Here is a 15,569-nt window from a genome sequence, read left to right as displayed (position 1 = left end):
GAATTAAAAGGGTAATCATGAATCATGATTACCCTTTTTAGTTTTACGATCGTCATGCTGAGAGCCTAGCATTAGAAAAAATACAAAAAAGTGGTAATGACAATTTTGTATAATCGGTCGTCATCCTGAATTTATTTCAGGACCCCTCAAGAGAAAGAAAACCTAGCTAGTGCGAGATACCGCCCTTCGGCGGCATGACGAACACATTAGCAGAGTGTTTAAAAAACAATCTGTCATTGGTAATTTATTTCAGCATCTCTCAAGAGAAAGAAAGCCTTGCTAGTGCGAGGTCCTGACCTCGAAGAAGCTGCGAAGCAAAATAAACTCAGGACGACGGAGTTAATCCTTATTTTCCTTTGTGCTTCTCCCAACTCGGGCTCGAGTCAGTCCACGGTGAGTCCACAGTCAGTCCACGTTGAGTCCACGTTTTCCTAGAAAAAAGGTGGACTCAAGGTAGACTCATCCTGCAACGATTGTGGTGTTACTCAAAGCTAGGCGCGAAGCAGCTTAAGCCCAAAGTCAAATGACCTCAAACTTCCTCAATCTCATGAAATATTTTAATGTTTCCGAACTAGCTCTTTACAGATTCTTTTGATCAGTCCCGGACCTTCATAAATGAAACCAGTATACAACTGAACCAATGAAGCACCTGCATCAAGCATAGCCTGCGCATCTTTAGGAGAATGAATCCCTCCTACTCCAATGATTGGAAATGCTTTGTTTGATTTGGTAGATAAATACTTCACCACCTCAACAGAACGATTGGTTAGTGGCTTACCACTTAAGCCTCCCATTTCACTTCTAAGTGGCTCTGGACTTTGTAAAGTACTCCTATCGATAGTTGTATTGGTAGCGATAACCCCTGCGATGCCTGTCGTCATTACAATCTCTACGATATCGTCGAGCTGTTCATTAGTCAAGTCTGGAGCTATTTTAAGCAGAATTGGTCTGCTGATGTTATTTTTACTATTGCGTTGCTGTAAGGTATTCAACAGCTGCATCAATGGTTCTTTTTCTTGCAATGCCCTTAATCCTGGCGTATTTGGAGAACTTACGTTTACTACAAAATAATCGACTACATCGAATAAACGGTCAAAACATTTTATATAATCGCTTAGCGCATCCTCATTAGGAGTGTTTTTGTTTTTACCGATGTTACCGCCAACAACGATGTCGCTGTTTTTGCTTTTTAACAATCTAAGTCTTTCAGCAAGGGTATCTACACCTTTGTTGTTAAAGCCCATGCGATTGATAATTGCATCATCATCCTGCAAACGGAACATCCTTGGTTTATCATTACCCGGCTGAGGCAAAGGTGTAACTGTTCCAACTTCTATAAAGCCAAAGCCAAGATCGCTTAATGCTTCTATGTACTCTCCGTTTTTATCAAAACCTGCCGCAAGACCTACAGGATTTTTAAATTTAATACCAAAAACTTCGCGCTCAAGTCCCTTAATGTTAACATCAAAGCTCCCTCTAAGGATAGTTTGACCAAGCGGGAAGTGATCATGAAACCATTTCAATCGCTTAACGACGAAATAATGAACTTTTTCGGGATCAAATTGAAAAAATATAGGCTTAATTAAACGGTACATGGGACGAAGATAGGAATTTGTTTGTATTTTTGCAGCCACATGATTTCGATAAACGACTTAACATTCCTGATAGGCTCCAGAGCTTTATATGACGAGGCTAATTGGCACATTAAACCGGGAGACCGAGTTGGGCTAATTGGTGCCAATGGAACAGGAAAATCTACACTTTTAAAAATAATAGTAGGTGAGTATGCTCCTTCTTCGGGTACTATTTCTATGTCTAAAGACTTAAAAATAGGTTACTTAAACCAGGATTTACTTTCTTACGATTCTCACCATAGTATATTACACGTTGCAATGGAGGCTTTTGAACGCCAAAACCAATTGCACGATGAGATTGAAGAACTACTTAAAAAAATAGAAACAGATTATTCTGAAGAAGTTTTAAATAAACTGAGCGATAAGCAACAGGAATTTGAAGCTTTAGACGGGTATAATATAGAATATAGAGCTAACGAGATTCTGGCCGGTTTGGGTTTTAGTACTCAGGATCAGTTAAGACCGCTAAATACCTTCTCTGGAGGTTGGCGTATGCGTGTTATGCTTGCTAAAATTCTATTGCAAACTCCTGATATCTTGTTACTGGATGAGCCTACCAACCACATGGATTTACCGTCTATTAAATGGTTAGAGACTTACCTTTTAACTTTTGAAGGTGCTATTGTAATTGTATCTCACGATAGGTACTTTTTAGATAAGGTGGTAAACAAAACTGTTGAATCTCGCAAAGGAAAGTTAACTTCTTATGCTGGAAATTACAGTTTCTACCTTGAAGAAAAAGCATTGCGTGGTGAAATTCAAAAAGGAGAATTCAAAAATCAACAGGCTAAAATTAAGCAGGAAGAGCGCTTAATTGAACGTTTTAGAGCGAAAGCTTCTAAAGCTAAAATGGCTCAGTCGAGAATGAAGGCTTTGGATAAAATGGAGCGCGTAGAGGATGTTGATGATGACAACCCTACTGTAAACTTCCAGTTTAAGTTCTCTAAACCTTCAGGCCGTCACGTAGTTACAATTGAGGGTGCTACTAAGAGCTATCCTAATGTGGATATTCTTGATAATGCCGAAGGTATCATCGAGAAAGGTGATAAAATTGCCTTGATTGGTGCCAACGGTAAAGGTAAATCGACCTTACTGAGAATTATTGCTGAGGCTGAAGGTTTTACAGGTAGATGTGAAACTGGTCATAATGTTACTACTACATTTTTTGCGCAGCATCAATTGGAGTCGTTACACCTTGGAAACAGCATTCTTGAAGAGTTACAGGCTTTTGCGCCTAAACATACTGACACTGAATTACGTGGTATATTGGGATGTTTCCTTTTCACGGGTGATGATGTGTTTAAGAAAATCCGTGTATTATCCGGAGGGGAGAAATCGAGGGTTGCTTTGGCTAAATCGCTAACAACTGACTCTAACTTCCTGATTCTGGATGAGCCAACGAATCACCTTGACATACAATCTGTAAACATCCTTATTCAGGCTTTACAGCAGTATGAGGGTACTTTTATTGCAGTATCTCACGATAGGTATTTCTTAGATAATGTTGCCAATAAAATCTGGTTCATTGAGGATAAAGACATTAAAGAATATCCTGGAACTTATGCTGAATACGAAGAGTGGAATAGCAAAAGACCTCCTGCAAAACCTAGCGATATTCCTGTTAGACCTGACAAAGAGGTAAAAGAGGTTAAAAAAGCAATTGAACAAAAACAACCTGCTGCGCCAAACACTGTGCAACAGCTTAAAAAGCTAAACGATCAATTGAAAAAGATTGAGGTTGAGGTTGCTTCTTTTGAATCGGACGTTAAAGCTGTTGAGGCTGAGCTTGCTGATGAGGCAGTTTATTCGGACGCAGGTAAACTTGCCGAAGCAAATAAGAGATATTTAGCTGCCAAACATAAGTTAGATACTGCCCAAAATACTTGGGAAGAGCTGGCTTCTGACATAATGGAACTAGAAAGTAAATGATAAAACCCGCAGGATTATTCTTTTTACTGTTGTTAAGTATACAAATTGCTGTTGCTCAAAATCAGCAATTTGTATATGAAAACAAGGTGTACCAGCCTCAAATAAAAACGGTACAGTGTTACAACTCGCAAAAAGAACAGTCCCTACCGGTAATTACTTTAAAATCAAGCGAATTCTTAGTGTTTTCATTTGACGACCTGAATGCAGGTAGCAAAAACTACTGGTACACGGTTGAGCATTGCACTTCGGACTGGAAATCGTCTCGCTTATCAACCATTGATTATCTGGAAACCTTAACTGAAGACAGGATCAGTGACTTTAAATACTCTTTTGGGACTATCCAAAAGTACACCCACTACCACTTAACTTTACCGAACAGTCAGATTAAACCTAAAATTGCAGGCAACTATATTTTAAAGGTTTATGAAGAGGGTAATCAGCAGAAACCGGTTATTTCTCAGCAGTTTTATGTGGTAAATAACACGGCCAATATCGCTGTAGATGTGGTGGCCAGTTCGCAGGTATCACTGCGTTTTAGCAATCAGAAAGTTAACTTCACTATCTTACATCAATCGCCAATTCAGAACCCGTATACGGATTTGAAAGCGATAGTGATGCAAAACGGAAATCCCCAGACGGCAATTGTAAACACAAAACCAAACTTTATTAAGCCGGGTTCATTGGCTTACAATGAGATAAACAGCAATGATTTTCCGGCAGGTAATGAGTTTAGAAAGTTTGATATCCGCAGCTTGCGCTACAAGGGCGACAATGTGCAAGATATTATTAAAGACTCTGCAACGAATGTTGTTCTTTTTCAGGACATCAATACCAGTAAGGCTAAATACAGCAATCTGGTTGATGAAAATGGTAATTTCTTTATCAGGAATAAGGAAGGTAGCGATGACCCAACTGAGGGTGATTACGCGAATGTTCTTTTCACTTTAAATGCCGTACCTCCTACCCCAAATGGTGATGCTTATGTTGTTGGCCGTTTTAACAATTATGTTTTAAACGAAGCAAGTAAGCTTAATTATGACTCGTCGCGCAAGCGCTTTTATGGCAACATATTGCTTAAGCAAGGGCTTTACGACTACAAATATATTTGGTTAAATAAGGATACCGGAAAAATTGATCAGACAGTTTTTGAGGGTTCTTTCTTTGAAACATTAAATACCTATCAGGTATTTGCTTATTATAAAAAACCGGGTATGCGCTGGGAAGAATTAATAGGCTATTCGAACGTTGGCAACGTAAAACGGTAAATAGGCTTTAGTTTGGTTTTAATCCAGCCTTAGTCTGGTTTTAATACCCACACAGAAACGCTTTTCTCGGCACATAGAAACGTTGCCCATCCATCTTTATTTACTATCGTAGGTTCGGTTATATTACCAAGCTCATCTATAAAAGTTTTGTTGGCATGTTTAAGTCCCATTTCCATGTTTTTAACACCAGGACCACTGTTGCTCATCACTACGGCAATGCCGGAATGAGGGTGCTCATCTGTGCCTTCTCGTGTCCATCCGATACAATTTGGATGATCCAGATAGTCGTGTTGGACGCCATAGGAGAGGTTTTTACGGACGTCACATAACTTAGGCAGTTCAAACACTGCTGAGAGTTCTATCTCTATTTCATTGCCATTATGGTCTTTGTCTTTATAGGAGCAGCCATAAAGATCGGGATAGAACAGACAGGGCATCCCTTGTTCACGTAAAAGGATAAGTGCGTATGCTAATGGGCGAAACCAGACCTCTATAAACGACTCTAATGCCTGCAAAGGTTGAGAATCGTGGTTGTCAACAAATGTGACTGATAAACATGGCTTTAATTCTGTTAAGGTTCCTTCGAAAATCTTGCTAAGGTCGTATGTTTCATGTTCCTGACTGGCAACATATAAATTGTGGTGTAAGACAGAATCGAAGAGTTGCATCCGGCCTTCGGTAAGTTCTATGTATGTTTCAAGGTCCTCTACATTATCAACCACCCAATTTTCGGCTACTATAAAGAACTCTCTTTTAAGGGTGTTCTTCATGTGGTCTATCCACTCATTTAAAAATTTATGGGAAATGTGCTTTACTGCATCCATCCTAAAACCATCCATCCCACAGGTATTGTAATACCACTCGCCCCATTCTTTTAGCTCTTGTCTTACCGCCGGATTTCTTGATTCTATATCATTAAACATCAGGTAATCATAGTTACCATGTTCTTTAGAAGGTACATCTTCCCATCCTTCGCCGAATTCATTTTGTATGGAAAAGATCCCTCCCTCTTTTAAGTTTGCAGCAAAATCGAGGCCGCTGAAACAGCGGTAATCCCATATAAAACTTGAGTATTTCCCTTGGCGGCCGGGAAAGGTGAATTTAGTCCATGCCTCAATTTCTATAACCGGCGAAATGAATTCTTTACGGTTTTGAGGATCTACTTTGCGCACTTTTATTTTCTCAAGCTCATCTCCCCCAGCCTTGTGATTAAGTACCACATCGGCAATTGTAGCTATCCCATTGGCCTTTAATGTGCTGATTGCATTTATATATTCTTCTTTGGTTCCGTACCTGGTGGCTACGCAATCTTTCTGATCAAATTCGCCAAGGTCAAAGAGGTCATAACAGTCGTAACCTACGGATGTATCGCCTGAAGTTGCTTTGTAAGCAGGTGGTAACCAAGCGCCTGTAACCCCTAAATCAACAAGTGTGGATACTTCTTCGGCTACTCGCGCCCATAGCTTAACGTCTTCTTGATAATACCAGTGAAAATATTGTATCAGCGTTTGATTTTTCATGCCCCTACAATGATGGAGATAATTTAATGACAACGGGGATACTAGAAAATAACATACATCTAAGATACACAATCAACAAGAAACTTGGCGTCATAGTTTGATTAACTTTAACATCCTGCTTTTATCCGGTAAAAGTGATGTCTGTTGAATTTTACTTACTTTTGTGCTGAGATGAGTACAAAAGCTAAAAATCCGAAGGATTCCTTCACCATAATGAATGAGTTGGTTTTACCCAACGATACCAACACCCTTAATAATTTAATGGGTGGAAGATTATTGCATTGGATGGATATTGCAGCTGCAATATCGGCTCAAAAACATTGCAATAGAATTGTGGTTACTGCTTCTGTGGATAATGTATCATTTAAACAACCCATAAAACTTGGTGATGTAATTACTATTGAAGCCAAGGTTACCCGTTCATTTAATACTTCTGTAGAGGTAAGACTTGATGTATGGGCTGAAAATATCCCTTCGGGAAGTAGAGTGAAATCTAATGAGGCTTACTATACTTTTGTAGCTGTTGACCAGAGTGGAAGAACGATCCCTGTTCCGGAATTAAAACCTGAAACTGAGGAAGAAATTGAATTATTTGCCGGGGCTTTAAGAAGAAGACAATTGCGTTTAATATTGAGTGGTAAAATGTTGCCTAATGATGCTATTGAATTGAAAGCCCTATTTTTTAAGGAGTAAACAATAACAGCAGGAATGCTGTTATTAAATAAATAGGAAAAATGACGACCTACACTACACTGATTATTTTAAGCGGACTGGTCATCTTCTCTTATTTGTTTGACCTTGTTGCCAGTAAAACTAAATTGCCATCTGTACTATTGCTACTGATTTTAGGAATAGGCTTGCGCGTACTTGTAGATAATCTTAAGATTGAAACTTTTGATTTTCTAAAGATCTTACCTGCCCTCGGTACTGTGGGTTTAATCATGATCGTTTTTGAGGGCTCTCTTGAACTTAAGTATGATCGGGATAAGAATAAAATTATTAAAGGTGCATTTCTATCGGCTTTGGTAATACTGGTTGCCTCGGTTTCTGTGATCACCTTTATTATATACGAGATTACCGGTCGCGATCTTTACACTTGCTTTAGTAACGCAATTCCTTTTAGTGTAGTTAGTTCTGCTATTGCCATTCCATCCGCCGCAGCGTTATCTAAAAAGGGCAAAGAGTTTATCATTTATGAGTCTTCGTTTTCTGATATTCTGGGGATTATACTGTTCAACTTTGCAATTTCTAATCCTCATATTTCTACCTCTTCGTTTACAGGATTGGGGTTAAATACAATATTGATAGTAGTGTTATCGGCTATTTCCTGCATCGTGTTGTTGTATATTATGGGGAAAATAGCGCATCACATTAAGTTCTTCCTGATCATCTCTATATTGATAATGGTGTATGCGATTGGGCAGTCGTATCATTTGTCGGCCCTTGTTTTAATACTTTCTTTTGGCTTGTTTTTGAACAATGCGGACACTATTAAATATGCGTGGTTCAGGAGTAAATTTATTTACAAGAACTTAGCCACCGACTTAACTCAGCTACATCAGTTATCGGCTGAAAGTGCTTTTATTTTAAGAACGTTTTTCTTTGTGATATTCGGTTTTACAATGAACATTTATCAATTGAATGATCAAATTGTTATTGTGAATGGGTTGATTATGCTCGCCTCTATCTTTGTGATTAGGGTGGTATATCTTAAAATATTTAGAAGGGAAAACAGCGGCGCTGAGAGTTTTATTGCTCCCAGAGGGTTGATTAGTATTTTACTGTACTTTAACTTGCCTCATGCGCTTAAGATTCCTGAAATAGGGACTTCTTTCTTGTTTGTGGTGGTGTTGGGATCGAGCTTGATCATGAGTGTAGGCCTGCTCTTAACTAAGAAATATGTAAGAGCAGAACCTTATACTGGGATACATTGAGTTTAGCTCCCCATCTCTAGTATTTTATCAAATTCTTCTGCTTTAAGGGGCATTACAGATAGTCTGCCTTGTCTAACTAAAGAAACATCTTTTAGGCTTTCTTCTGCTTTGATTTGCTCCAGACTTACCGGATTTTTTAATGCTTCAACCGGCGCCAGATCAACTACAACCCAGTTAGCATCGTCGGTAGTTGGATCTTGATAAAACTCTCTTACCACTTTCGCTATACCGACTACGTTTTTACCTTCATTACTGTGATAGAATAAAACCAGATCGCCTTCTTTCATCTCTTTCAGGTTGTTACGTGCCTGATAGTTGCGTACACCATCCCAAAAGGTTCTGCCGTCTTCGTTAAATTTATCCCAGCTGTATTTAAAAGGCTCTGATTTTACTAACCAATGTTGTGTTTTATTCATATTTAAAAAGGGTTTTACATGTGCTCATTGACAAAACCGTTGACAAAAATATACTTTTATTCCTTATTATTTACATCTGCAAAATAACTAGTAATGGGAAAAGAATACTATCTTCAAAAGAGAAGAATTACTTCACTTTTTTTAGGGTTCAATAATGATGTGGATTAAATTCGGATTGAGAAATGTAGCGAACAATGACATTGAAGATTTATGAGAACTTAAAAGCATGGTACAGTCTGAAAGTAGATAGCACTCCATAAGTGCATCTTTAGCATGTAAGAATGGACTTGAAGTAGAAAAATGTAAGCCTTTATTATTCTTTAAAGTATCTTTATAATCACCTTCAAGATCATACATAATTAGCTTTTTCTTGTATCTTTTTTCCATATATAACCTTAATCTCAATTCATCAGTAGAGAAGAATATTCTATCGCACATATTATTCTTCAACATAAAATCTATTTTCTCTACATATATTCGAAATGGCAGTAGATCGGTTTCCTGAATTTTATCAGTTCCTCTGTAATGAACACCAAGGATTCTGCTCTTGCCAAAGTTCTCCTTCTTGAATAACCTAATAAGCTTCTTGAATTCAATCTGGAGATTGAAATATTTCTTTATCAACATGTTGGCTTTTAGTTTTTCCGAAGTAGAAATTCGGCACCAATACAAGAAAGGAATAGGATTTACCACAAGAATCTTCCCCAATTCAGGAATAGCATCATATTCCTGCGAATAAAAATAATTAAAAATATTACTTCCATGTTCCTCTTCATAGTATAAATGATTAGGTCCAAGTAAAATTATTGGCTCGATGTCCTCCATTTCACAAATGTATAACCCGTATAAAATGCAGTAGAAACTTGCAAAAAGACCATGAACCCTACTATCTATTATACATAATCCATGCTGCTTTATAGAGCCTGAAAATTCAATATTGGGATATTTTGAAAGCGCTTCCATTTTTTATCTATTTTTTATTAGTTATCGCCATTTATAAAACTTATTTTCTTAGTTGCAAATGTTATATAGTAAAAATAATATTTTTTACTATATAACATTGTACGCGTTTTACATTTTTAGATATCCTAATCTTATAAATTTAGCAGATAGACAAAAAATTTACGCATTGCTAGGCGTTTGTGCATCTGCCAATATCTTTGCGCAAAAAAAGAAAACGCCAGTATCTGTTAAAAAAAACTTATGTAAAATCAATCTACGGGTATTTATTAATATCTATAGATACTTACACAAATTATAGCCCTGCTACCTTCTTTATACTATCTCTATCTAACATCTCCATTCTTGTGATTACTTTAGGATTCACTTTACCATTAACATCTACGACCACATAAGATGGGAACCCGCTTTCTGCATTAAATGCAGTTTTTAATTGGGCTATAATTTTTTCATTGACAAAGATATGGGTGCCTGGAATTTGCAGGTCTGCAACTCTATTTTTCCATACATCAATATTTGAACCATCAGTAGTACATAGGTAAACGTATTCTATAGCTAGATCTTTGTTTTTCTCATGAAGACTTTTACTAAATGGTAAATCCGATAAACAAGGAGCGCACCAGGTGGCCCAAAAGTCAACAATAAGTGCTTTTTTTGAGAACTTTGATTTTAGATTAAGTATAAAATCATTAACGTTTGTTAGTGTATCTAATTGATATAGATTAGCTTCGAATGGTAATTTCATCAATGGAGTGCCAATATTTACTGCTTCTAATGTTTTAGATAAGGCAAACAAGCTATCTATCTTTTTTTGACTAATAGTAGCTTTAGCAAATTCATCCGTTGCAATTTTCTTACACCATTTTGTTTTGATACTATTGATAATCGATGGATAAGACTCGGAAAAGCTATCTTTTTCTGATCGCAAAAAATATAGCTTTAATATATCAGATTTCTGTTCTGTATATAGGCTGTCGCATAATTTCAAGGTATTTTCAAGCCTATTTGGTTTTATATCCTGAGTGTAACTCTTCAAATACTGATAATACAAAGCGCCATCATTACTTGTAAAATAAGGTTTATGGTTCTTAACTTCTTTAAAAAGTTTATCAGGCATATCATTACCCCAGTAGGCTACACAAAGATTTCCATAAAACTCAGACAAAGTCTCATTTTTAACCGCCCAACCATAATTAGGAAACTTAGCGATGAACTCGTTATCTATTTCTGTTAGTTGTTTGCGAATAGAGTCGGTTTTAAATAGGAAGGAATCAACAGTATACTTTTTCCTTGAATTGCGTAAACTCCCCAAGCTATCTTGTATAAGTTCTTTTTCCTTCTTTTTAAACAACACATTTTTATTCATTACTGTATTCAACTCCCCATCTTTACCTGAATACGCTACTCCATCACCAATCATGTAAACGCTAGCATTTGATGTTTTACCTGCATCGATGGTAACAGTTAATTCTTCATTTACATATATGCCTGCGTATAAATAATTGCCCACGCTTAACCATATTTGTTGATAAGGTAAGTTCTGATCAAGAGTTATTTTCGATAACCCTGTAGCATCAGTTTCCGTATATTTTTTAACCTGGAACCCTGCTCCGAGCTGTACCAGCGTATACTGCACATCTACTTTTTTAATGCTATCCGGAAGATTTTTCACCAGAATAGTCAATATGGCTGGTTTGCGATTGATGAGATAGGCATCCATTTTTTTATCCTCCATTGTAATAGGAGAAACACTTTGTGCATTTAACTGAATGCAGTAGAATGACAGGAAGAAAAACATTAAATATTTCATAGCGTTTGGGTTTATTTTTTAACGGTGTGTAAAGCTTTTAGTAGGTTTTCTTTTTTACCCCTGGAGATGGGAATACGGGTATTATCGTTTAATAAAAGGTATCCACTGTCTTCTTTGACCAGGCTTTTTATAAACTTCTTATTTACTAAATGAGATTGATGGCAGCGAATGAAGTCATAACTCGCTAATAATTCTTCATATTCGAAAATGGGTTTTGACACCATGATATTCTTTCCGTCAGTTAAATAGAATTGAGTGTAGGCGTTAGATGATTCGCAACGAATAATTTCCTCAGTATGCACAAATCTGATTTCTTTAGTTGAGGCTAACGCTAATTTGTGGTCTTTTTTAGCGTCTTTGTCTCTAATTAGTTCCATCAGATTTTCCAGTTGAAGGTTCTCCTTTTTCCGATTAAGCTTTGCTTCTACTTTATGAATCGATACTTTTAATTCATCAGGATTGATGGGTTTTAGTAAGTAATCTATAGCAGAGAATTTTACGGCCTGTATCCCATATTGATCAAAAGCCGTAACAAAAATGACTTCGAACTGATGGTGTGGCAATGCTTTAAGTACATCAAATCCATTCTTTTCGGGCATTTGAATGTCTAAAAACAATAAATCAGGGTTGGTTGCTGCAATTGTTGCAACCCCGTCGTCGGCATCAGTGGCAGAACCTACAATGGTTACTGGCAGTTCATGTTTTTGTAGTAGCTGTACAATATTTTCAATATTGTTTTTTTCGTCATCAATAATTACGGCTCTTATCATATTAACCAATTTTTGAAATGAATAATCACTTGTGTTTTATCATTCATTCTTTTTACCGAAAAATTAATTTGTTGGTCATTGAGTGTTTGGTTCAATAGTTTAATTCTTTCTTTTGTTAACTGCAGGCCAAACCCCTTAGATTCAGCATTTTCATTAAACCCTTTACCATTATCTGTTACCTGAACAACCATATCGTTATCCACTTTTTCAAATGATACGGTTAGGTATCCTTTTTCTTGTAGGGCGGATATTCCATGTTTTACTGCATTTTCTACCAATGGTTGTAAAAATAGACTCGGAATTTCAATTGCATTGGTGTCTACTTGGGGGCTTGTTTCTATTTTATAATTAAAGCCAAAACGCAATTTTTCAAGATTCAAATAGTTCTCCAGTATCTTTATTTCACTTGAAATGCTTACAAATTCGTTATTAGTTGCCTTTAGTGAATCACGCATCAAGTTGCTGAATTCGATTAAATATTTTGATGCATTCTCCGAATCGTTTTTTGTAATAAGACCTTGTATAGAACTGAGAGCATTGAAGACAAAATGCGGGTTGAACTGAGATCGAATAGATTTTAGTTCGGTTTGCACCAATTGTTTTTGTGTCCCTTGCGCTTTTAGTTTTTCAGCTTGTTTTCTTGAACGCCATAGGAGTACGACAAAACCGATGGCGAGCAGGCCGATTACTGTAAGCCCTATTTTGGCCCATAGAGTCTGGTACCACGCCGCCTGTATTGTAAATAAATATTTGCAGACATTCATCCGCTGTACGCTATAGCGTATTTGCAGTTCATAATTGCCAGGTGACAAATTTTTGAGCCAAACCAGATTGAAGTCGAAATCGTTTACAGCCCATTTCGTGCTGTCGCTTTCTTTTACCAACCTATACTCGATGATGTTCTTTGATATAATGATATCATCTAGATAGAAAATTAAGTTATTCTCATCATGACGGAAGTTCTTTTTAAGTTTTAGAAGTGTAGAGTCTGCACTCCAGTCTTTAGCATCTTCACCAAATGACATCCTCTTCCATTGTTGTTTAAAAATGGTCAAAAATTCAGGAAGTTGGGAAAAGGTAAATACACCTACTACTCTAGGCTTCCATTTTAACCAATAGGCAGTCATTGATGTGTTTATACTGTCAGGAGTATTGATGTCTCTTACCTGAAAGGTCAGAGAAGTTCCGTAATTTCCTTTGAACTGACCCAGGTAGGCTGCAAATTCATCGATTTTCGTTGAATCGGCAATCTTTGTCATCATATATGCTTTGGTAAATAACTTAGGCCTGGTCCATGGCATCACAATTTTTTGATTATCTTCCAGTACCCGAAACTGGTATTGTTGCACGTTTGAAGCATTTATACCATTTACAGTTAACATGATTCCGGTAGAATCGAATATAGGTATTGCATAGGCACCTGAATAGCTATTAAAAGGTCTAGATATTATTTCATATGCCTTAGGACTGCGAAGTAGTTTTAGCTCCGGTATTTTCGATAGTACGTACTCATGGTTGACTGCTAATTTGTTGGAAAAGAAAGCCATCATCATCAGATTCTTTTGCTTTGTCATTTTTGCTTCATGGCTATAAAAGGTATATGAAAAATGTTTTCTGATAGAATCACCATGACTATCATTCTGGATGATTGGATTAATACTATCTAGTTCCATCTCTAGCTTTTGTGCATAGCAATAGATTTGAGAAAATATGATAAATATGAATATAACAATACTGCGCATCTGCTTCTTTGAAATTTATGTTACCTCAAAGTAAAGGCTTTCGAACTCTTTTTGTATATGCAGATTTGAATCTTGTAGAGATTATTTTGAATTGGACGATATAAGCTTTCGTTTATGCAAAATCAAAGAGTATTTATCATTCAACTAAATGAACTTTAATACTCTTATAGAAAATTGTTATCTTTATTTTAACGCTTAACTTCCGCTCTTTGTGAGCAAATAGTATCTTATCTTCCTAATCTAATATGAAAAAAACAATAGCTTTCTTATCCCTTTTATTCTTCATTGCCTTTAGCTCTTGTGCCCAAACTGCTTCGCCCCCTCTCAATAAAGCAAAGCTAGATAGTTTACTCAATGCTCTTGATAAAAATAATAAGGCGATGATGAGCCTTGCGGTAATGCTTGATGGTAAGCTTGTTTATAGTAAAGCAATTGGAGATGCCAACCGTAGCAGTGCTAAACCTATAACCGCTACACCACAAACAAAATATCGTATCGGTTCAATCACCAAGATGTTTACCGGAACAATGATCTTTCAATTGATTCAGGAAGGTAAACTTAGCCTCACCACACCTTTGTCTACCTATTTCCCTCAATTACCCAATGCTGAGAAAATTACGATTGCGAATCTATTGAACCATAGCAGTGGACTATTTAATTTCACCAACGATCCGGGTTACGTTGCTACTCTGGCTCAAAAGGTAAGTCAGGAAGAACTACTGGCTAAGTTTCAACATGCCTCTGTCTTTGAGCCGGGAAGCAAACACGAATACAGTAACACCAATTACGTACTGCTAGGCTTTATTATCGAAAAACTTGATAAGAAAACCTATGATGCAGCTTTAAAAGCAAGAATAACAACAAAACTAGGATTAAAAGACACTTATTATGGAGGTAAAATAAATCCATCAAATAAGGAGGCTAATTCTTATAAATGGATTGGTAGCTGGACACCAGATTCAGAGACAGATATGAGCATTCCTTGTGGTGCCGGAGCTCTGGTTTCCACCCCTTCAGATCTGGTAAAGTTTATAGATGCCTTGTTTAATGGCAAGCTGATTAGTCAGGAGAGCCTTACGCAAATGAAAACTCTGCAAGGAAATTATGGGATGGCAATGTTTGTAATACCTTTTTATGAACGACAAGGTTATGGGCATAATGGAGGTATTGACGGTTTCCAATCGGTACTTGCATATTATCCGACAGACAAAACTGCCATTGCTATTACTGCAAATGGAGTAAACACCCTAATGAACAATGTGACAATCGGTGTGCTAAGTATAGCGTTTAATAAGCCTTACACTATCCCTTCGTATGCTAATACATTTTCTGTTAAACCAGAAGACCTCGATCAATACTTAGGCATCTATTCAACAGATAAATTACCCTTTAAAATTGCGATCACTAAGAAAGATGGTATTCTTTATGGTCAGGCAACAGGACAATCAGCCTTTCCGCTTGAACCGGTAAAAGCGAATGTATTTGCCCTCGAATCTGCAGGTATTACTGGAACTTTTGATGTTGAAAAAAAGCAAATGACGTTTCAGCAAGGTGGAGCCACTTTTGTACTGACAAAAGACCAATAAAGA

12 protein-coding genes are annotated in these 15,569 nt (G+C 37.0%); 5 read left to right on the top strand and 7 right to left on the bottom strand.

Annotation, left to right across the window (positions count from 1 at the left end; genetic code table 11):
* Nucleotides 1–557: 557 nt before the first annotated feature.
* On the bottom strand, nucleotides 558–1,595 hold the full coding sequence (locus HQN83_RS23930) for a quinone-dependent dihydroorotate dehydrogenase (RefSeq protein ID WP_173094086.1): 1,038 nt from the start codon (nucleotides 1,593–1,595) through the stop codon (nucleotides 558–560).
* Between the two features lie 39 nt (nucleotides 1,596–1,634).
* Between HQN83_RS23930 and HQN83_RS23925 the strand changes: the two genes are divergently transcribed.
* Nucleotides 1,635–3,563, top strand: a complete 1,929-nt coding sequence (locus HQN83_RS23925; RefSeq protein ID WP_173094084.1) for an ABC-F family ATP-binding cassette domain-containing protein — start codon at nucleotides 1,635–1,637, stop codon at nucleotides 3,561–3,563.
* Entirely contained in the window at nucleotides 3,560–4,828 is a 1,269-nt protein-coding gene (locus tag HQN83_RS23920; RefSeq protein WP_173094082.1) for a type IX secretion system plug protein, read from the top strand. Before HQN83_RS23925 ends, HQN83_RS23920 begins: the two co-directional genes overlap by 4 nt.
* A gap of 29 nt (nucleotides 4,829–4,857) precedes the next feature.
* On the opposite strand, the gene HQN83_RS23915 is transcribed toward HQN83_RS23920, so the two are convergent.
* Entirely contained in the window at nucleotides 4,858–6,348 is a 1,491-nt protein-coding gene (locus HQN83_RS23915) for an alpha-amylase (RefSeq protein ID WP_173094080.1), read from the bottom strand.
* Between the two features lie 171 nt (nucleotides 6,349–6,519).
* Between HQN83_RS23915 and HQN83_RS23910 the strand changes: the two genes are divergently transcribed.
* Nucleotides 6,520–7,041 carry an acyl-CoA thioesterase gene (locus HQN83_RS23910; RefSeq protein ID WP_108206728.1) on the top strand — a complete coding sequence of 174 codons (522 nt, stop codon included), beginning with the start codon at nucleotides 6,520–6,522 and terminating at the stop codon, nucleotides 7,039–7,041.
* 41 nt (nucleotides 7,042–7,082) lie between these two features.
* Nucleotides 7,083–8,282: a cation:proton antiporter gene (locus HQN83_RS23905; RefSeq protein WP_173094078.1), complete on the top strand. Its 1,200-nt coding sequence runs from the start codon at nucleotides 7,083–7,085 to the stop codon at nucleotides 8,280–8,282.
* Between the two features lie 2 nt (nucleotides 8,283–8,284).
* On the opposite strand, the gene HQN83_RS23900 is transcribed toward HQN83_RS23905, so the two are convergent.
* From HQN83_RS23900 to HQN83_RS23880, 5 genes are all read right to left on the bottom strand, one after another.
* On the bottom strand, nucleotides 8,285–8,698 hold the full coding sequence (locus tag HQN83_RS23900) for an EVE domain-containing protein (RefSeq protein ID WP_173094076.1): 414 nt from the start codon (nucleotides 8,696–8,698) through the stop codon (nucleotides 8,285–8,287).
* A gap of 141 nt (nucleotides 8,699–8,839) precedes the next feature.
* The gene (locus HQN83_RS23895; protein ID WP_173094074.1) at nucleotides 8,840–9,661 is read right to left on the bottom strand and encodes an O-fucosyltransferase family protein; all 822 of its coding nucleotides are present in this window, start codon (nucleotides 9,659–9,661) and stop codon (nucleotides 8,840–8,842) included.
* Nucleotides 9,662–9,953: 292 nt separating this feature from the next.
* Entirely contained in the window at nucleotides 9,954–11,468 is a 1,515-nt protein-coding gene (locus tag HQN83_RS23890) for a TlpA family protein disulfide reductase (protein ID WP_173094072.1), read from the bottom strand.
* Nucleotides 11,469–11,479: 11 nt separating this feature from the next.
* Nucleotides 11,480–12,238 carry a LytR/AlgR family response regulator transcription factor gene (locus HQN83_RS23885; protein ID WP_173094070.1) on the bottom strand — a complete coding sequence of 253 codons (759 nt, stop codon included), beginning with the start codon at nucleotides 12,236–12,238 and terminating at the stop codon, nucleotides 11,480–11,482.
* Nucleotides 12,235–13,911 carry a sensor histidine kinase gene (locus tag HQN83_RS23880; protein ID WP_173094068.1) on the bottom strand — a complete coding sequence of 559 codons (1,677 nt, stop codon included), beginning with the start codon at nucleotides 13,909–13,911 and terminating at the stop codon, nucleotides 12,235–12,237. Before HQN83_RS23880 ends, HQN83_RS23885 begins: the two co-directional genes overlap by 4 nt.
* 314 nt (nucleotides 13,912–14,225) lie before the next feature.
* Between HQN83_RS23880 and HQN83_RS23875 the strand changes: the two genes are divergently transcribed.
* Complete coding sequence (locus tag HQN83_RS23875) at nucleotides 14,226–15,566, top strand: serine hydrolase domain-containing protein (RefSeq protein WP_173094066.1); 1,341 nt, start codon at nucleotides 14,226–14,228, stop codon at nucleotides 15,564–15,566.
* Nucleotides 15,567–15,569: the final 3 nt, after the last annotated feature.

It is taken from the genome of Pedobacter foliorum (assembly GCF_013266735.1).
In the GTDB taxonomy this organism is placed as follows: Bacteria; Bacteroidota; Bacteroidia; order Sphingobacteriales; family Sphingobacteriaceae; genus Pedobacter; species Pedobacter foliorum.
The sequence above is the reverse complement of the archived record's forward strand: the minus strand, read 5'-3'. Positions and strand labels throughout refer to the sequence as shown.